Origin of the sequence: Pseudomonas sp. lyk4-TYG-107 (genome assembly GCF_030209055.1) — a bacterium.
GTDB lineage: Bacteria > Pseudomonadota > Gammaproteobacteria > Pseudomonadales > Pseudomonadaceae > Aquipseudomonas > Aquipseudomonas putida_A.
Genome location: NZ_JARVST010000002.1, coordinates 288,710 through 305,359 on the forward strand (window position 1 = coordinate 288,710; position 16,650 = coordinate 305,359).

Consider the following 16,650-nt stretch of genomic DNA (forward strand, 5'->3'; position numbering starts at 1 on the left):
CTGCACGCACCCTACAGGAGGAACAACAATGAAAAGCCTCGTCGACCATCTCAGTCAATACGCCGCCTACCACCGCGACCCGCGCAACATCGCCAGCCACTTTATCGGCATTCCGCTGATCGTGGTGGCGGTGGCGGTGTTGCTGTCGCGACCAGAATGGTCACTGGGCGGTTTGTGGATCTCTCCGGCGGTGCTGCTGGCGCTGGCGTCGGCGTGGTTTTACCTGCGCCTGGAACTGAAGCTCGGCGTGCTGATGAGCCTGTTGATGGGCCTGTCGGTCTGGGCCGGGCATGCGCTGGCGCAGCAGAGCACCATGGTCTGGCTGAGCAGCGGGCTGGCGATGTTTGTGATTGGCTGGGTGATCCAGTTTGTCGGGCACCACTATGAGGGGCGCAAACCGGCGTTCGTCGATGACGTGAGCGGGCTGATTGTCGGGCCGCTGTTTGTCGTGGCCGAAGTGGCGTTCCTGCTCGGCATGCGCCATGAGTTGAAAGAGCAGATCGAGGCGCGGGCGGGGGTGGTGCGGGTCAATCCGAATCGTGCGGCTGTGTAGAGCGCTTTCGCGAGCAGGCTCGCTCCCACAATGGAATGTATTTCCCTGTGGGAGCGAGCCTGCTCGCGAAGCTTTTGCTCTTAAAGGCTGGCGACTTTCTGCCAGACCTTCGGCTTGAAGAACAGGGTTTCACCCTTGGCCAGTCCGATCAGGCTGTCGTGATCCTTCACCACTTCGGCCTCGATCAGATCGGTCTGCCCTTCCACCTTCAACGTCACCCGCGTGGTCGCGCCCAATGGGCGAATATCACGTACTTCAGCGGCATGGTGATCTTCCAGCTCATGTCTGGACAACGACACTTCGTGCGGACGGAACAGCACGTGGTTGTCATCGCTGAGCAGCAAGCGGTTGGAGTCGCCGAGGAAGTGATAAACGAAATCGCTGGCCGGGTTTTCGTAGACGTCGCCCGGTGAGCCGATCTGCTCGATCACGCCCTTGTTCATCACCACGATGCGGTCGGCGACTTCCATCGCTTCTTCCTGGTCGTGGGTCACGAACACCGAGGTCAGGTTGATGTCTTCGTGCAGGCGTGCGAGCCAGCGGCGCAGTTCTTTACGCACCTTGGCGTCGAGAGCGCCGAACGGCTCGTCGAGCAGCAGCACTTTCGGTTCCACCGCCAAGGCACGGGCCAGGGCGATACGCTGACGCTGGCCGCCGGATAATTGCTCCGGGTAGCGATCCGACAGCCAGTCCAGCTGCACCATGTTCAGCAGTTCGTGGACCTTGGTCGCGATCTGGCTTTCACTCGGGCGCTGGTTTTTCGGTTTCATGCGCAGGCCGAACGCGACGTTGTCGAATACCGTCATGTGCCGGAACAGCGCGTAGTGCTGGAACACGAAACCGACGTTGCGATCACGCACGTCGTGGCCGGAGACGTCTTCGCCGTGAAACACGATGTTGCCCTGATCCGGGGTTTCCAGGCCGGCGATGATCCGCAGCAGCGTGGTCTTGCCACAACCGGACGGGCCAAGCAGCGCCACCAGTTCACCGCTGTGGATGTCCAGGCTGATGTTGTCCAGCGCCTTGAACGCATTGAAATTCTTGCTGACGTTACGCACTTCGATCGACATGAATTATTCCTCCGCGGCGCTGGCGCGCAGGCGGTTGATACGGTTTTCGCTCCACTGCTTGAGCAGCAGGATGAAGAGCGCCAGGATCAGCAACAGGCTCGCCACGGCGAACGCGGCCACGTGGTTGTATTCGTTGTAGAGGATCTCGACATGCAGCGGCAAGGTGTTGGTCACCCCGCGAATGTGCCCGGAGACCACCGACACCGCACCGAACTCACCCATGGCCCGCGCGGTACACAGCACCACGCCATAGATCAGGCCCCATTTGATGTTGGGGACGGTGACATGCCAGAACATCTGCCAGCCATTGGCGCCGAGCAGCCGCGCGGCTTCCTCTTCCTGCGTGCCTTGTTCCTGCATCAGCGGGATCAACTCGCGGGCCACGAATGGCACGGTGACGAAGATCGTCGCCAGGACGATGCCCGGCAGGGCGAAGACGATCTGGATGTCATGATCCTGCAGCCAAGGCCCGAACAGGCCCTGAGCGCCGAACATCAGCACGTAGACCAGACCGGCGATCACCGGCGACACCGAGAACGGCAGGTCGATCAGCGTCACCAGCATGCTCTTGCCACGGAACGAATACTTGCTCACGCACCACGCGGCACTGACCCCGAACACCAGGTTCAGCGGCACCGAGATCAGCACGGCGATCACCGTGAGTTTCAGCGCCGACAAGGCGTCCGGTTCAAAGATCGCGGTGAAGAACGCGCCGAGGCCGTTCTTCAAACCTTGCGACACCACGATGAACAGCGGCAGTACCAGAAACAGGAAAAAAATCAGCCAGCCGAGACCGATCAGCACGCGCCGTGAAGTAGCACTGCCACGGCGTGCAGCGTTGGCCGAGGACGCGGCCGCAATAGACGATTGGGACATGGTTCGCGCCTCCTTATGGGGTTTCGATGCGCCGCTGCAGCAAGTTGATCAGCAGCAACAGGACGAAGGAAACCACCAGCATCAGCACGCCGATGGAAGTGGCGCCGGTGTAATCGTACTGGTCGAGTTTGACCATGATCAGCAGCGGCAGGATCTCGGTTTTCATCGGCATGTTGCCGGCGATGAAAATCACCGAGCCGTACTCACCGACACCGCGGGCGAACGCCAGGGCAAAACCGGTCAGCCAGGCGGGCAACAGCGCTGGCAGGAGGATATGGCGAAACACCTGCAACGGTTTCGCGCCAAGGCAGGCGGCGGCTTCTTCGACTTCACGGGGAATGTCAGCCAGCACCGGTTGCACCGTGCGTACCACGAACGGCAGGGTCACGAAAGTCAGGGCGAGGGTGATGCCCAACGGGGTGTAGGCGATCTTGAACCCAAGGTCGGCGGCAAACTGGCCGACCAGGCCGGTCGGGGTGTACAGCGCGGTCAGGGCAATACCGGCCACCGCCGTCGGCAGGGCGAACGGCAGGTCGATCATCGCGTCGATCACCTTGCGTCCCGGGAACGTGTAGCGCACCAGCACCCAGGCCAATAGCGTACCGATGATGCCGTTGATGATCGCCGCACACAGCGCGGTGCCGAAGCTCAGCTTCAACGCTGCCAGCACGCGTGGCGCGGTGATGATCGTCCAGAACTGATCCCAGGTGAGTTGGGCGGCGTGGACGAACATCGCCGCCAGCGGGATAAGCACAATCAGGCTGAGGTACACCAAGGTGTAGCCCAGCGTCAGCCCGAAGCCGGGTATGACGGGGGAGATACGACGCGACATAAAAGTCCTTGGTTAAAAACGCATCAATGTGGGAGCGAGCCCTGTGGTGAGGGGATTTATCCCCGATGGGCAGCGTAGCTGCCCCAAAACCAGAGCTCGCGGTAGATTTGATCCACCGCAAAGGTCGGCATTGGGGCTGCTGCGCAACCCATCGGGGATGAATCCCCTCACCACAAAAGCTCACTCCCACATCTCAAGTGCCTGAACTTCAGGCTCATTTTGATTCAGATTACTGCGCCTGATAGATCTGGTCGAACACGCCACCGTCGTTGAAGAATTTCGGCTGGGCGGATTTCCAACCGCCGAAGTCCTTGTCGATGGTCACCAGCTCCAGTTTCGGGAACTGCTGGGCGTACTTCGCCGCCACGTCCTTGTCGCGCGGGCGGTAGAAGTTCTTCGCGGCGATCTCCTGACCGGCCGGGCTGTACAGGTGCTTCAAGTAGGCTTCGGCGATCTGCTCGTTACCCTTCTTCTCGGCGTTCTTGTCGACCACCGCCACCGGTGGTTCGGCAAGGATCGACAGCGACGGCACGACGATGTCGAACTTGTCAGCGCCGCCGTCTTCTTTCAACGCCAGGAACGCTTCGTTTTCCCAGGCCAGCAACACGTCACCCTGACCGTTGTTGACGAAGGTGATGGTCGAGCCACGAGCGCCGGTGTCCAGCACAGGCACGTGCTTGAACAGGGTCTGTACGTATTCTTTGGCTTTTTCTTCGCTGCCGCCGTTGGCTTTCAGGCCATAGGCCCACGCGGCGAGAAAGTTCCAGCGTGCACCACCGGAGGTTTTCGGGTTCGGGGTGATCACCGAGACGTCGTTCTTGACCAGGTCGCCCCAGTCCTTGATGCCTTTCGGGTTGCCCTTGCGCACCAGGAACACGATGGTCGAGGTGTACGGGGTGCTGGCGTCCGGCAGACGCTTCTGCCAGTCGGCCGGCAGGGTCTTGCCGAGCTTGGCGATTTCGTCGATGTCGCCGGCCAGGGCCAGGGTCACGACGTCGGCACGCAGACCGTCGATCACCGCACGGCCCTGCTTGCCCGAACCGCCGTGGGATTGCTGGATTTTCACGGTGTCGCCGGCATGATCCTTCTGCCAGAACTTGATGAATTCGGCGTTGTAGTCCTGATACAGCTCGCGCGTCGGGTCGTACGACACATTGAGCAGTTCGTAATCCTTGGCAACCGCGGAACCGGCAAACACAGCACTGGCCAGCGCGGCCAAAGCGTAACGGCGAATCGACGACATGGTGAAAGCTCCTGGAATTCTTGGTGGTGGCTTTTTCTTATGTGTTGCTGGAATCGGGTTGCTCATTCAAAGATCGCCGCCTGCGCCAGCGCTTGCGCACAGCCCCCTGCAAAAGCTGGCGCAGGCTGCGATCTTTTTCAGCTCGGCTTGTTACCCGGCTGCTGCAAACGGAATTTCTCTTTGCGTTCGATCTGCACGACCTGGGCGTTGTGCACAGTGATCTCCACCGCGCCAAACCGCAGATCGCGCAGGGCGCTCTGGATTTCACGCAAGATGGTGGTTTCGTCCTGACCGTCAACGCTGCGAAGGGATGCGCTCATGGTGCTGCTCCTTTGAATGGGATGTGCCTGGCAGTGGGCGGCACTGCGTTCGGCGTGGGAGCAATATAAGAGAGGCGCAGATATTCTTAAAAAGACTATTTAAGAATGTTTATATAACTAGAAAACATTATCTGACGGGGCAAGGGTTTGCGCGGTGTTCACCGTGTTTGAAGCCTTTATGAAACCTTGTGGTGAGGGGATTCATCCCCGATGGACTGCGTAGCAGTCCCTGTTTTTTAGGGCAGCTGCGCGACCCATCGGGGATGAATCCCCTCACCACAGGTTTGGTGTCAGCCAGAGCAGGACTGCTAACCGATAACAGGTGCTTTGGTCCAATCAATCTCCCCCGCCGGCACCGGCCGCCCAAACCAGTAGCCTTGCCCCAGATCGCATTCCTGCTCCAGCAGAAATGCCGCCTGCTCGGCCTGCTCGATGCCTTCGGCATGCACCTGCATGCCCATGCTGCGAGCCAGGGCGACGATCACCCGAACGATGGCTGCGTCATCCTCGTCCCACGGCAGACCGGCGACAAAACCCTGATCGATCTTGAGCTTCTGCACCGGCAAGCGCTTGAGCCGCAACAACGATGAGTACCCGGTGCCAAAGTCATCGATGGCCAGGCGAATGCCCAATTCACGCAAGCGATGCATCTGCTCCAGCGCCACTTCCGGGTCATCCATCACCGCGCTTTCGGTGACTTCCAGCTCCAGATACGCCGGATCCAGCCCGGTCTCGTGCAGCACCTGCGCCACCTGCTGGTACAGCTCACGCCGGGCAAACAGGCGCGACGACACATTCACCGCGACAAACGACAACACAATCCCGGCCTGCTGCCATTGACACATCTGCGAGCACGCCTGACGCATCACCCAGGCGTCGATTTCGGCGATCAGCCCGGTGCGCTCGGCGATCGGGATGAATTCCGCCGGTGACACCAGACCGCGCTGCGGATGCTCCCAGCGCACCAGCGCTTCGACGCCGATCAGCCGACTGCTGTGCAAATCGTGAACCGGTTGGTAATAGACGCGCAGCTCCTGCTGCTCCAGCGCGCGACGCAGCTCGAAGGCAATCTCGACCCGTTGCTGCGCATGGGCGGTCAACTCTTCGGTGTACAGCGCGTAGCCGTTGCGACCGCTGCTCTTGGCCTTGAACAGCGCGGCGTCGGCGTTGCGCAGCAATTGATCGGCACTCAATGCATCACTGGGGAACAGGCTGATACCGATACTGGCGTTGATGAACAGCTGATGCCGCTCGATGCTGAACGGTTCCTTCAGCGCATCGAGAATGCGCTGGGCCAGCGCCGCTGCCTGAACCAGTTGTGGACAACTTTCCGCCAGCACCGCGAATTCGTCACCGCCGAGCCGTGCCAGGGTAATCCCGGGGCCGAACAGGTCCTGCAGGCGCGCCGCCACCGCTTTGAGCAGGCGATCGCCGACGTTGTGCCCGAGGCTGTCGTTGATCATCTTGAAGTGATCCAGATCGATCATCAGCAGGGCGCAGCCACGCTTGTGGATCTGCGCCGAGGCCAGCGCCTGCTCGGCGCGGTCGCTGAACAACAGGCGATTGGGCAGGTCGGTCAGCGGGTCGTGGTGTGCGAGGTGCTTGAGCTCGTGTTCGGAGTCCTTGATCGCACTGATGTCGGAAAATACCGCCACGTAGTGACTGAGCCGGCCCTGATCATCGTGAATCACGCGGATGGTCTGCCACTGTGGATAAATCTCGCCGCTCTTGCGCCGGTTCCAGATCTCACCGCTCCATTCGCCCTCGCTCTCCAGCGTGGCGAACATCGCCTGGTAAAAGCCCGGCGGATGGTGGCCGGACTTGAACAGGCTTGGCTGATGGCCGAGAACTTCGTCGTACTGGTAGCCGGTGATTTCCATGAACGCACGGTTGACGTGCACGATCAGGCCCTGACGGTTGGTGACCAGCACCCCTTCGCGGGTGCAATCGAACACGGCTGCCGCCTGACGCAAGCGTTCACGGTCAGACTGACGCTCGCGTAGCCGCGCACCAATGCCGAGAAATTCGCACAATCTGGCCCGTGCCAGGAAAATCAGGCCAGCGCTGACGGCAGCCCAGACGTAACCGTTGATCAGTTGCCATCGCTGCAGATCGACAGACTCATCAAAGAAACTGTTCAATAAGTAACCAGTTCCCTGCAGCCAGACCACAGCAAGCAACAGGTAAAGCAGCGCCGCACGCAAGGCATCGCGGTAAGTGGCAGGCATTCGGCTGTCCATGTCCCTACAAAAAAGGTTGGAATTATAGGTCAAGAAACATCCAGAGACTCTTATCTGAAAGGGCGACTGGTTTTATCTGTGTGCTTGGTGATAATGCAACGGCTGTTTTTATCTTTATCGAGGGCCCTATAGCCTATGTGGTACGAAGGTTTTCTTGGCTTGTCGGCCTGGTCTCTGGTCGCGGTCACCCTGCTGATGACCCACGTGACAATTGTCGCCGTCACGGTCTATCTGCACCGTTACTCGGCCCATCGCTCGCTCGAGCTGAATGCCGGCCTGAAACACTTTTTCCGTTTCTGGCTGTGGCTGACCACGGCGCAGAACACCCGCGAGTGGACTGCCATCCACCGCAAACACCACGCCAAATGCGAAACCGAAGATGACCCGCACAGCCCGGTCATCAAAGGTCTGTCCACCGTGCTGCGCAAAGGCGCCGAGCTGTATCGCGCCGAAGCCGAGAACCCGGAGACCCTGCGCATCTACGGCAAGAACTGCCCGGAAGACTGGATCGAGCGCAATCTCTACAGCCGCTACCCACTGCTGGGCGTGGCGATCATGGGCGTCATCGACCTGCTGCTGTTCGGCACCATCGGCATCACCATCTGGGCGATCCAGATGATGTGGATTCCGGTCTGGGCTGCCGGCGTGGTCAACGGTCTGGGTCACGCCATCGGCTACCGCAACTTCGAATGCCGCGACGCGGCGACCAATCTGGTGCCGTGGGGCATCCTGATCGGCGGCGAAGAACTGCACAACAACCATCACACCTACCCCAACTCGGCCAAGCTGTCGGTGAAGAAGTGGGAGTTCGACCTCGGCTGGGCGTGGATCAAGGTCTTCAGCTTCTTCGGTCTGGCCAAGGTGCAGCGTGTGGCACCGATCGCCCACCGCGTCGAAGGCAAGGGCCATCTGGACATGGATACCGCCATGGCGATCCTCAACAACCGCTTCCAGATCATGGCCCAGTACCGCAAATTGGTGATCGGCCCGCTGGTCAAGCAGGAGCTGGACAAGGTCGATCATTCGGTACGCCATCAATTCCATCGGGCCAAACGCCTGTTGTCGCGGGAAACCAGCCTGCTGGAAGACCGTCATCACTTGCGCATCCAGAACATGCTCGAGCACAGCCAGGCGCTGAAGGTCATTTACGAAAAACGTCTGGCCCTGCAGCAGATCTGGGTCAAGACCAGCGCCAATGGCCACGACATGCTCGCCGCCATCAAGGAATGGGTGCACGAGGCTGAAGCCAGCGGCATCCAGTCCCTGCGTGAATTCGCCGACCAGCTGAAAACCTACTCGCTGCGCCCCGCCGCAGCCTGACCGCCATGAACGAATCCCCTGTGGCGAGGGGATTCATCCCCGATCGGTAGCGCAGCTACCGCAAATTTGTCGACGCGTTCTCATTGCTGAAACGCGTCATCTCTACCGCCCGGCGGGAGCAGGCTCCCTCTCTACAAAAGCGCGGAACTTAGCACCGAAAGCCCTATCTCAAAGACACTTCGCCACCCCGGCGGGCTGTACTGTGGCCGTTGTCGAAATTGCGGCACACCTTTTGAGAAATGTGCCGATGGTCAACAACAATCAAAAAGACTCATCCCTTGCGCAGTGGCCCGAGGCCGCGCAAACCCTGATGGCGCTGATGCACGCTCAAGGCGAAGTCGCCCGGCTGAGCGAGCGCGAACAACTGTTCAGTTCATTGCTGGTGAGCGTCAACGCGGTGCTCTGGGCGTTCAATTGGGAAAGCCGTCAGGTGCTGTATGTCAGCCCTGCCTACGAGCGGATTTTCGGTCGCTCCGCAGGCCTGTTGCTGGCCGACTACAACCAGTGGCGCGACAGCATCTACCCCGACGACCTCGACTATGCCGAACGCAGCCTTGCCGAAGTGCTGCAAAAAGGTGCTGTGGAAGACCGCGAGTACCGGATCATCGCCGCCGACGGTCAGGTGCGCTGGCTCAGCGACAAGTGCTTCATCAACCGTCAGGACGAACCCGGGCAACCGGTGATCATCGTCGGCATCGCCGAAGACATCACCGACAAGAAGCACATGGAAACCGAGCTGCATCGCCTGGCGACCACCGACGTGCTGACCCAGAGCAGCAACCGCCGACACTTCTTCGAATGCGCCAACCGCGAGTTCGAAGAGGCGCGCCTGCAAGGTGCACCACTGGCCTTCCTGCTGCTGGACATCGATGATTTCAAGCTGATCAACGACAGCTACGGCCACCCGGCGGGTGACAACGTGCTGCAACGGATCGCCGAATGCGGACGTGGGTCGTTACGCCGGGGCGATCTGTTCGGGCGCATTGGCGGCGAGGAGTTCGCTGCGGTGTTTCCCGGTTGCGCACCGGACATGGCGCTGCAAGTGGCCGAGCGGCTGCAGCAGGAGATTCAGCGCCTGAGTTTCAACCACGAGGGGCAGACATTCGGCATCACCGTCAGCCAGGGCCTGACCAGCCTCAGGGATGGCGACGACAGTCTCGAGAGCCTGTTCGCCAGAGCGGATGCGGCCATGTACGAGGCAAAACGGCAGGGCAAGAACCGGATCATTTCTGCCTGATCCAGAATTTCAGCCACCCGCTCCCACAGGGTTTTGTGAAAAGTCAGATTACTTACGCATCCGCATCAACTCCGGCAGCCCGATCTTCAGCAGCCGCGCCGTACGACTCCTCGCCAGTTCCTCAACGCCCTCATGCTCGGTCAGACGGGCCATCTGCGCGGCCATGTTCATCACCAGCGCCTCCCGGGAATAGACCCCACCACCGAGCTGGTAGACCGACGCAATCAACTCGCGCAGCTCCAGCGGCAGGCGCCAGCGTGTCCGCAGCGCCGAACCGTAGGCCGCGCCAAACTCCGCCAGCGCGTCACCGACCTCCTCCCACTCATCCAGCTCGCCGCCAGCCTGCTTCCACTCCTGCAAACAACGCAGCAACGCCAGGTCACCGAGACGATGCAGCATGCCCGCGCAGTAGCAGCGCTCCTGATCCAGATCGAGCAGGCGTGCCAGCGTACGCGCGTATTCCGCCGTGTGCAGCGACAGCCCCCAGTAGCGCTCGGCGTAGTCCGCCAGGCACGGGTCACTGAGTCTGGCGCTGCGTTTGAGCGCCAGGCCGAGGATCAGGTTCATGCTCTGTCCGGTGCCAAGGCGATGCAGCGCCTGCCCCAGGGTCTGCACCGCCGCACCATGATGCTGCGCCGCGCTGTTGGCGGCAGCGATCAGCACGGCGGTGATCTGCGGATCGGTGCGGATCTCTTCTTCGAGCAACTTCAAGTCGAGGCCATTCGGGTTGAGGCTGCGTTTGACCGCCACTTGCACATCGGTCATCAATGGCGCGCCGTCGGCCTGCTCGCGACGCCGCTCAAGGAACACCGACAAGGTCATGCCCGGCGCCAGCGTCGGCACTTCGCAGAACACCTCTTCACCCGCATTCAGCAGCAAACCCTGCAGCCGCTCGGTCAGACTTTCCATGTTCAGCGGTTTGGTCAGATAGGCCGTCGGGGCCAACGGGATGGCTTCGCGCACGCTGGCGCTGTCGTTGCGACTGCTCATCAGAATGAACGGCAGCGGCGGATTGCGTTTGCGCTGGCGCACGCTGCGCAGCACGCTCAAACCATCAATGCCCGGCAACTCCCAATCGACAATGGCCAGGTCATAGGGCACTTCGCTGAGTAACGACATGGCTTGCTGGCCATCGGCACACAAGTCCAGCCGCGCATCACAGCGCACGTTGAGCAACACTTGTTTAAGCAGGTCACGAGACCACGGGTCAGCCTCGGCAATCAGAACTCGGGGTACGGCGGGTAAATCAACGGCGGTCATGCGCGCTCTCCCTTGCAATGCCTGAACCTTAGCCAATGCTGGCCTATCGATACAGCGCAAAAGCGTTTGATGTGTATCAGGGGCATAAAAAAACCCGCCGAAGCGGGTTTTTTGTCGAACGGATCACACAGCGCCGGGGCTTACAGCTCCGAGAAGCACTCTTCGATGATCGCCAGACCTTTGTCCAGTTGCTCGTCCGGCGAGGTCAGCGGTACGAGAACGCGCAGCACGTTGCCGTAGGTGCCGCAGGACAGCAGGATCAGGCCCTTGTCGCGCGCCTTGGCCACGACAGCCGCAACGGCGGTCGGGTTCGGCTTGTGGCTGTCGCCGTTTTCGAACAGCTCGACCGCGATCATCGCGCCCAGCGCACGCACTTCACCGATCACCGGGTACTTGGCCTGGATGGCCTTCAAACCGGTTACCAGACGCTCGCCGACAGCCTTGCAGCGGTCCAGCAGTTGCTCTTCTTCGAACACTTCCATCACGGCCAGCGCCGCAGCGCAAGCGATCGGGCTACCGGCGTAGGTGCCGCCCAGGCCGCCTGGAGCGATGGCGTCCATGTATTCGGCCTTGCCGCAGACACCGGCCAGCGGGAAGCCGCCAGCGATGGATTTGGCGAAAGTGGTCAGGTCGGCAGCAACGCCCATCTGTTCCATGGCGAAGAAGGTCCCGGTACGGCCAGCGCCGGTCTGCACTTCGTCAGCGATCAGCAGGATGCCGTGCTGGTCGCACAGGGCACGCAGACGCTTCATGAATTCTTTCGGCGCGACGTAGAAACCACCCTCACCCTGCACAGGCTCGATGATGATCGCGGCGATGTCTTTCGGCTCGGCGTCGTTCTTGAAGATGCGTTCGATGGACGCGATCGAGTCGTCGATGCTTACACCGTGCAGTTCGTTCGGGTACAGCGCGCGGAAGATGCCGCCTGGCATCAGGCCCATGCCGGCCGAGTAAGGCACGACCTTGCCGGTCAGTCCCAGGGTCATCATGGTGCGACCGTGGTAAGCACCGGTGAAGGCGATCACGCCGGCACGGCCAGTGGCGGCACGGGCGATTTTCACGGCATTTTCCACGGCCTCGGAACCGGTGGTCACCAGCAGGGTTTTCTTCGCGAAATCACCTGGCACCTTGGCGTTGATCTTTTCGCACAGCTCAACGTACGGCTCGTAGGCCAGCACCTGGAAGCAGGTGTGGGTCAGCTTGTTCAGCTGTTCGGTCACGGCGGCGATGATTTTCGGGTGCACGTGGCCGGTGTTCAGCACAGCGATACCGCCGGCGAAGTCGATGAATTCACGACCTTCAACGTCAGTCACGGTAGCGTTCTTTGCCGATTCAGCGAAGATCGGGTGAATCTGGCCAACACCACGTGGAACAGCTGCGGTACGACGGGCCATCAGTTCAGCGTTAGTCTTGCTCATTACAGTCCTCATTCACCGCTCATCGGGCGGCGTGGTTCAAGGATTAAGCGGGAGGAATCGGCGGTGGCAGCATGCGATGATCGACTGCCACGGCGTTCCCGGCCGCAGAGAAAATTCCGGTTTGAAACGACGCAAAGGGACAGCGCTCTCGTGCCCTTTGCGTTTACAGCGATCTTCTACCGAGGCTTAGATGCCCAGGCAGAGGTATTTGATTTCCAGGTAATCTTCGATGCCGTACTTGGAGCCTTCACGGCCCAGGCCAGAGGCCTTGATGCCGCCAAACGGCGCGACTTCGTTGGAGATCAGCCCGGTGTTGACGCCGACCATGCCGTATTCCAGGGCTTCCGCTACACGGAACACACGACCGAGGTCACGAGCGTAGAAGTAGGACGCCAGACCGAACTCGGTGTCGTTGGACATGGCGATCACTTCGGCTTCGTCTTTGAAGCGGAACAGCGGCGCCAGCGGGCCGAAGGTTTCTTCCTTGGCGACAGCCGCGTCTTTCGGCACGTTGGTCAGGATGGTTGGCTCGAAGAAGTTGCCTTCCATCGGCTTGCCACCGGCCAGCACGGTGGCGCCTTTGGCCACGGCGTCAGCGATATGCTCTTGCACCTTGGCCACGGCTTTTTCGTCGATCAGCGGGCCAGTGGTGGTGCCTTCTTCCAGACCGTTGCCGATCTTCAGCTTGGCCACCGCCACTTTCAGCTTCTCGGCGAACGCGTCGTAGACCGAATCCTGAATGTACAGACGGTTGGCGCAGACGCAGGTCTGGCCGTTGTTGCGGTACTTGGAAATGATCGCGCCTTCGACGGCCTTATCCAGATCCGCGTCGTCGAACACGATGAACGGCGCGTTGCCGCCCAGTTCCAGCGAGACTTTCTTGATGTCCTTGGCGCATTCCGACATCAGCTGACGGCCGATTTCGGTCGAGCCGGTGAAGGACAGCTTGCGCACGATCGGGTTGCTGGTCAGCTCGCTGCCGATGTCGCCGGCGCTGCCGGAGACCACGCTGAACACACCTTTAGGGATGCCGGCACGCTGGGCCAGTTCAGCCAGAGCGAAGGCGGAGAATGGGGTTTGCGAAGCCGGCTTGAGCACCATGGTGCAACCGGCGGCCAGCGCAGGGCCGGCTTTACGGGTGATCATCGCCGCCGGGAAGTTCCACGGGGTGATGGCAGCAGTAACGCCGATCGGCTGCTTGATCACGATCAGACGCTTGTCCGGCTGGTGGCCCGGAATCACGTCGCCGTAGATACGCTTGGCTTCTTCGGCGAACCACTCGATGAACGAAGCCGCGTAAACGATTTCGCCCTTGGCTTCGGCCAGCGGCTTGCCTTGCTCGAGGGTCATCAGGCGCGCGAGGTCGTCCTGGTTCTCGATCATCAGTTCGAACCAGCGACGCAGCTTGCCTGCACGCTCCTTGGCGGTCAGTGCACGCCAGGCCGGCAGCGCTTTGTCAGCGGCTTCGATGGCGCGGCGGGTTTCGGCGGCGCCCATTTTCGGGACGGTACCGAGAATTTCGCCGGTGGCCGGGTTGTTGACCTTGATCGTCTGACCGTTGTCCGCATCGACCCAAGCGCCATCAATGAAGGCTTGCTGGCGGAACAACTGGGTATCTTTAAGCTGCATGTCGGCTTTCCTTAACAGCACCGCGGCCTGCGCGGAGCAAAATTATGATTGTAGAAAGGCGCCTCGCAAGGCTGCCGTCAGGGAAATCATCTACCGGGTGAGGCGCAGCGATCGTGCGTTATTCACAGCACCTGCGCATCCACACCCCGTCAAAGAGCGTTTGAAATCTCAAACGGATCGTAGGAGCAAAGGGGGTAAAGGACAATAGGTCGTTCGAAAAAAAGAACAAAAACCCAGCGTTTGCCGGTTTTTTCAGATCAACGCGCAAAAAGCCCCGGCCGCAGCCAAACCATAGATCAGTCGGGAAAAAGCGCCAAGCGAGGGTTTTGCAGGACGTTACAGCTTTAAGGAATGCAGCGATTCACACCGACACGCGCACTGACAAAACCCGCCAAAACCCGGCATGGACGCCCCGAGCCGACCTAGGTATGATGTCGCCCGCTGCACCAGTAGCTCAGCTGGATAGAGTACTGCCCTCCGAAGGCAGGGGTCGTGGGTTCGAATCCCGCCTGGTGCGCCATGAATTGAAACGAGAAAGCCCCGGACTGTGATGGTCCGGGGCTTTTTTGTGGCTGCGATTCAGAGGGCACTAATTTTCTTGATAACTGCGCTCGATCAGAACCTTGGCCATTTCCAGATCAGCCTGAGTACGCAGGCTCAACTCCAGATCACCGGTACCCCAGTGACCGATATAGCGCACATCGCGACTGAACCCCTCAACAAGCTCAACCGAATCGGGATCGAGTTTGAGATAAAGCTGCAAGCGCTTGGACTGCACTACCAAGCTGGCGAAGTTTTTCAATCGGCGGTAGGCCACATAGAGTTTCAAGTGCTTTTCTTGAACGTCATCACCGAGCGAATGCAGGTAGCTGTTGGTTTGCTCAAAAAGCTCAAAGACTTCATCCGTCGTCTGAGCGAGTTGTTCCTGCCAGCTCTTGTCCTTTCCAGCAATAGCGAGTTTGCTTGGCTCAGTCTCTGGAGACTTGAGAGCAACCGAGGGCTCTCCAGCGCTTACGGAATTCACCAGCTCAAGCAACAGCAGATCGTCAGCAAACAACTTGTAGCGAATGAGTTCGATATTGCGCTGAATCAGCTGCACGGCGTGCTGATCGTAGCGGGTAAAATCCGCCGCAATACACAGCAACCGCGTTCCACCCCACTCGATCTGCTCGGCAGCGTCCTTTCCTAATTTCTCCATCACCAGCCAGCGAAACTCCGCCTGGTGATCGAGTAACCAGTCGAGATAGAACAAACCCTGGTTGATCACATTTTCATTGCTGTGTCGTTTGTATTCGACGATGACCGGACAGCCATTCTCATCGAGACCCAAGGAGTCGATACGTCCCTTGTGAGTCTTGCCAGTAGCGTATTCAGAAGCGAGAAAACGCACGCCAAGAAAGGTTTCCATATGCATTTCGAGCAGGGTTTGCAGTTGCTTTTCCACAGCGACTGCTCTGCCCGGAAGCTCACATGCACCATTGGCCAAACCCAAACGAAAGAGCTGAATATCGCTCATCTAAATTCCTTTTCAGCGATCAGTCTTGGGGTAAAAAACGAAATCTGCAAAAGTCTTGCTACAAAATCGAAATTCCATAGAAGTGCTACTGCAAAAAAATAACATTTGACGACAAAGTGTTTCGGAGCGATATTGCCTCGCCACCAATCAAGTAGCAGCGCTACTGACGAAAATTTGGGGTGCGGCAGGCTGCAACCTGCCGCGAATGCGTTAACTGACCAGTTAGGAGAGCCAAAGCCGTGCGACTGTATCAAATCACCTATGGCGGGGGTAAGCCGCAAGAGTGCCCATCCCTGTTCGAGCGGATCAAAGGTTACGGCACCTGGTGCCAGGCGATGGATTCCACGTGGATTATCGTCACCCAGGAAACCGCAGTTCAGATCAGGGACAATCTTCGTGATGTGATGGATAGGGAGGACGGCCTGCTGGTTACTCGCCTGCACGGAGAAGCAGCCTGGAAAGGGCTGCCAACCGAAGTGACGCAGTGGCTGAAAACCTGAGCGCCACACCGCACCGTTTAAGACTGTGCGCCAAGGACGGCGATTCTACTTTGAGAGCACTATGCCAACCCGATTATGCACATTGAGTGACGTGGCGAATGTCCGATCTGGCTACACCTTCCGAGGAGCGCTGGAAGACAACCCGGACGGCGACATCAAAGTCCTGCAGATAAAAGACTTGCGCCAGCGTGCCGTGATCGACGCCGACTCGCTGATTTCCGTCAACTGGGAGGGGAGTAAAAACCCTCCGCTTCTGGAAGAAGGCGACATCGCCGTGGTCGCTCGCGGCGATAGCAATACCGCCGCGCTATATAAAGAAGGCCAACGGATAGTGGCGACCAGCCAATTTTTCATCGTCAGCCGCAAAACGGCTGAAATCTCACCGGAATATCTGTGCTGGATGATCAACCTCCCACAAAGCCAACGAAGCCTCGAACGAAACGGCAGCAGCATTCAGGCCATCAGTAAAGCATCGCTGATGAGCATGCCTATCCCGTTACCGTCGCTGGAAACCCAGGCAAAGCTGACGAACTTGCAGCGCCTCTGGGATGAAGAAGATCAATTGATCGCCCAGCTCCATACGAATCGTGAACAAATGCTCCAAGGCATTTACCAGCAACTTATTAAGGATTGACC

At 59.5% G+C, this 16,650-nt stretch carries 15 protein-coding genes and 1 tRNA gene; 6 read left to right on the forward strand and 10 right to left on the reverse strand.

Going from position 1 to position 16,650, the window contains the following annotated elements:
• Nucleotides 1-28 precede the first annotated feature (28 nt).
• The gene (locus QRN61_RS03070; protein ID WP_285373183.1) at nucleotides 29-553 is read left to right on the forward strand and encodes an Mpo1 family 2-hydroxy fatty acid dioxygenase; all 525 of its coding nucleotides are present in this window, start codon (nucleotides 29-31) and stop codon (nucleotides 551-553) included.
• 80 nt (nucleotides 554-633) lie between these two features.
• Here the strand turns inward: QRN61_RS03070 and QRN61_RS03075 are convergent, their stop codons facing one another.
• From QRN61_RS03075 to dibA, 6 genes are all read right to left on the reverse strand, one after another.
• A complete protein-coding gene (locus QRN61_RS03075) occupies nucleotides 634-1,623 on the reverse strand; it encodes a sulfate/molybdate ABC transporter ATP-binding protein (protein ID WP_115988479.1) in 990 nt (329 codons plus the stop codon).
• 3 nt (nucleotides 1,624-1,626) lie between these two features.
• Nucleotides 1,627-2,499 (reverse strand): sulfate ABC transporter permease subunit CysW, encoded by an 873-nt coding sequence (gene cysW, locus QRN61_RS03080; protein ID WP_003220512.1) that lies wholly within the window; start codon nucleotides 2,497-2,499, stop codon nucleotides 1,627-1,629.
• Nucleotides 2,500-2,512: 13 nt separating this feature from the next.
• Nucleotides 2,513-3,331 (reverse strand): sulfate ABC transporter permease subunit CysT, encoded by an 819-nt coding sequence (gene cysT, locus QRN61_RS03085; RefSeq protein WP_027611147.1) that lies wholly within the window; start codon nucleotides 3,329-3,331, stop codon nucleotides 2,513-2,515.
• Between the two features lie 229 nt (nucleotides 3,332-3,560).
• Nucleotides 3,561-4,574: a sulfate ABC transporter substrate-binding protein gene (locus tag QRN61_RS03090; RefSeq protein ID WP_027611146.1), complete on the reverse strand. Its 1,014-nt coding sequence runs from the start codon at nucleotides 4,572-4,574 to the stop codon at nucleotides 3,561-3,563.
• A gap of 137 nt (nucleotides 4,575-4,711) precedes the next feature.
• On the reverse strand, nucleotides 4,712-4,894 hold the full coding sequence (oscA, locus tag QRN61_RS03095) for a sulfur starvation response protein OscA (protein ID WP_003220508.1): 183 nt from the start codon (nucleotides 4,892-4,894) through the stop codon (nucleotides 4,712-4,714).
• Between the two features lie 308 nt (nucleotides 4,895-5,202).
• On the reverse strand, nucleotides 5,203-7,122 hold the full coding sequence (gene dibA, locus QRN61_RS03100; protein WP_285373184.1) for a phosphodiesterase DibA: 1,920 nt from the start codon (nucleotides 7,120-7,122) through the stop codon (nucleotides 5,203-5,205).
• Between the two features lie 147 nt (nucleotides 7,123-7,269).
• On the opposite strand from dibA, the gene desA reads away from it, so the two are divergent.
• Nucleotides 7,270-8,454, forward strand: coding sequence for a delta-9 fatty acid desaturase DesA (gene desA, locus QRN61_RS03105; RefSeq protein WP_027611144.1), 1,185 nt, complete (start codon nucleotides 7,270-7,272; stop codon nucleotides 8,452-8,454).
• Between the two features lie 247 nt (nucleotides 8,455-8,701).
• The gene (locus tag QRN61_RS03110; protein ID WP_285373185.1) at nucleotides 8,702-9,691 is read left to right on the forward strand and encodes a GGDEF domain-containing protein; all 990 of its coding nucleotides are present in this window, start codon (nucleotides 8,702-8,704) and stop codon (nucleotides 9,689-9,691) included.
• Nucleotides 9,692-9,739: 48 nt separating this feature from the next.
• Here QRN61_RS03110 and QRN61_RS03115 read toward each other — a convergent pair whose 3' ends face one another.
• From QRN61_RS03115 to gabD, 3 genes are all read right to left on the reverse strand, one after another.
• Nucleotides 9,740-10,951, reverse strand: a complete 1,212-nt coding sequence (locus tag QRN61_RS03115; protein ID WP_285373187.1) for a response regulator — start codon at nucleotides 10,949-10,951, stop codon at nucleotides 9,740-9,742.
• A gap of 140 nt (nucleotides 10,952-11,091) precedes the next feature.
• A complete protein-coding gene (gene gabT / locus QRN61_RS03120) occupies nucleotides 11,092-12,369 on the reverse strand; it encodes a 4-aminobutyrate--2-oxoglutarate transaminase (protein ID WP_003220503.1) in 1,278 nt (425 codons plus the stop codon).
• A gap of 186 nt (nucleotides 12,370-12,555) precedes the next feature.
• On the reverse strand, nucleotides 12,556-13,998 hold the full coding sequence (gabD, locus tag QRN61_RS03125; RefSeq protein WP_007963502.1) for an NADP-dependent succinate-semialdehyde dehydrogenase: 1,443 nt from the start codon (nucleotides 13,996-13,998) through the stop codon (nucleotides 12,556-12,558).
• A gap of 443 nt (nucleotides 13,999-14,441) precedes the next feature.
• Here gabD and QRN61_RS03130 point away from each other — a divergent pair.
• Nucleotides 14,442-14,518: transfer RNA gene (locus QRN61_RS03130), tRNA-Arg, on the forward strand.
• Nucleotides 14,519-14,587: 69 nt separating this feature from the next.
• Here QRN61_RS03130 and QRN61_RS03135 read toward each other — a convergent pair.
• Nucleotides 14,588-15,514: a DUF5655 domain-containing protein gene (locus QRN61_RS03135; RefSeq protein WP_285373189.1), complete on the reverse strand. Its 927-nt coding sequence runs from the start codon at nucleotides 15,512-15,514 to the stop codon at nucleotides 14,588-14,590.
• Nucleotides 15,515-15,753: 239 nt separating this feature from the next.
• Between QRN61_RS03135 and QRN61_RS03140 the strand changes: the two genes are divergently transcribed.
• Both QRN61_RS03140 and QRN61_RS03145 read left to right on the forward strand, forming a co-directional pair.
• Nucleotides 15,754-16,014 (forward strand): hypothetical protein, encoded by a 261-nt coding sequence (locus tag QRN61_RS03140; RefSeq protein ID WP_186620817.1) that lies wholly within the window; start codon nucleotides 15,754-15,756, stop codon nucleotides 16,012-16,014.
• 91 nt (nucleotides 16,015-16,105) lie between these two features.
• A complete protein-coding gene (locus QRN61_RS03145) occupies nucleotides 16,106-16,648 on the forward strand; it encodes a restriction endonuclease subunit S (protein ID WP_285373225.1) in 543 nt (180 codons plus the stop codon).
• The last annotated feature ends 2 nt before the right edge of the window (nucleotides 16,649-16,650 follow it).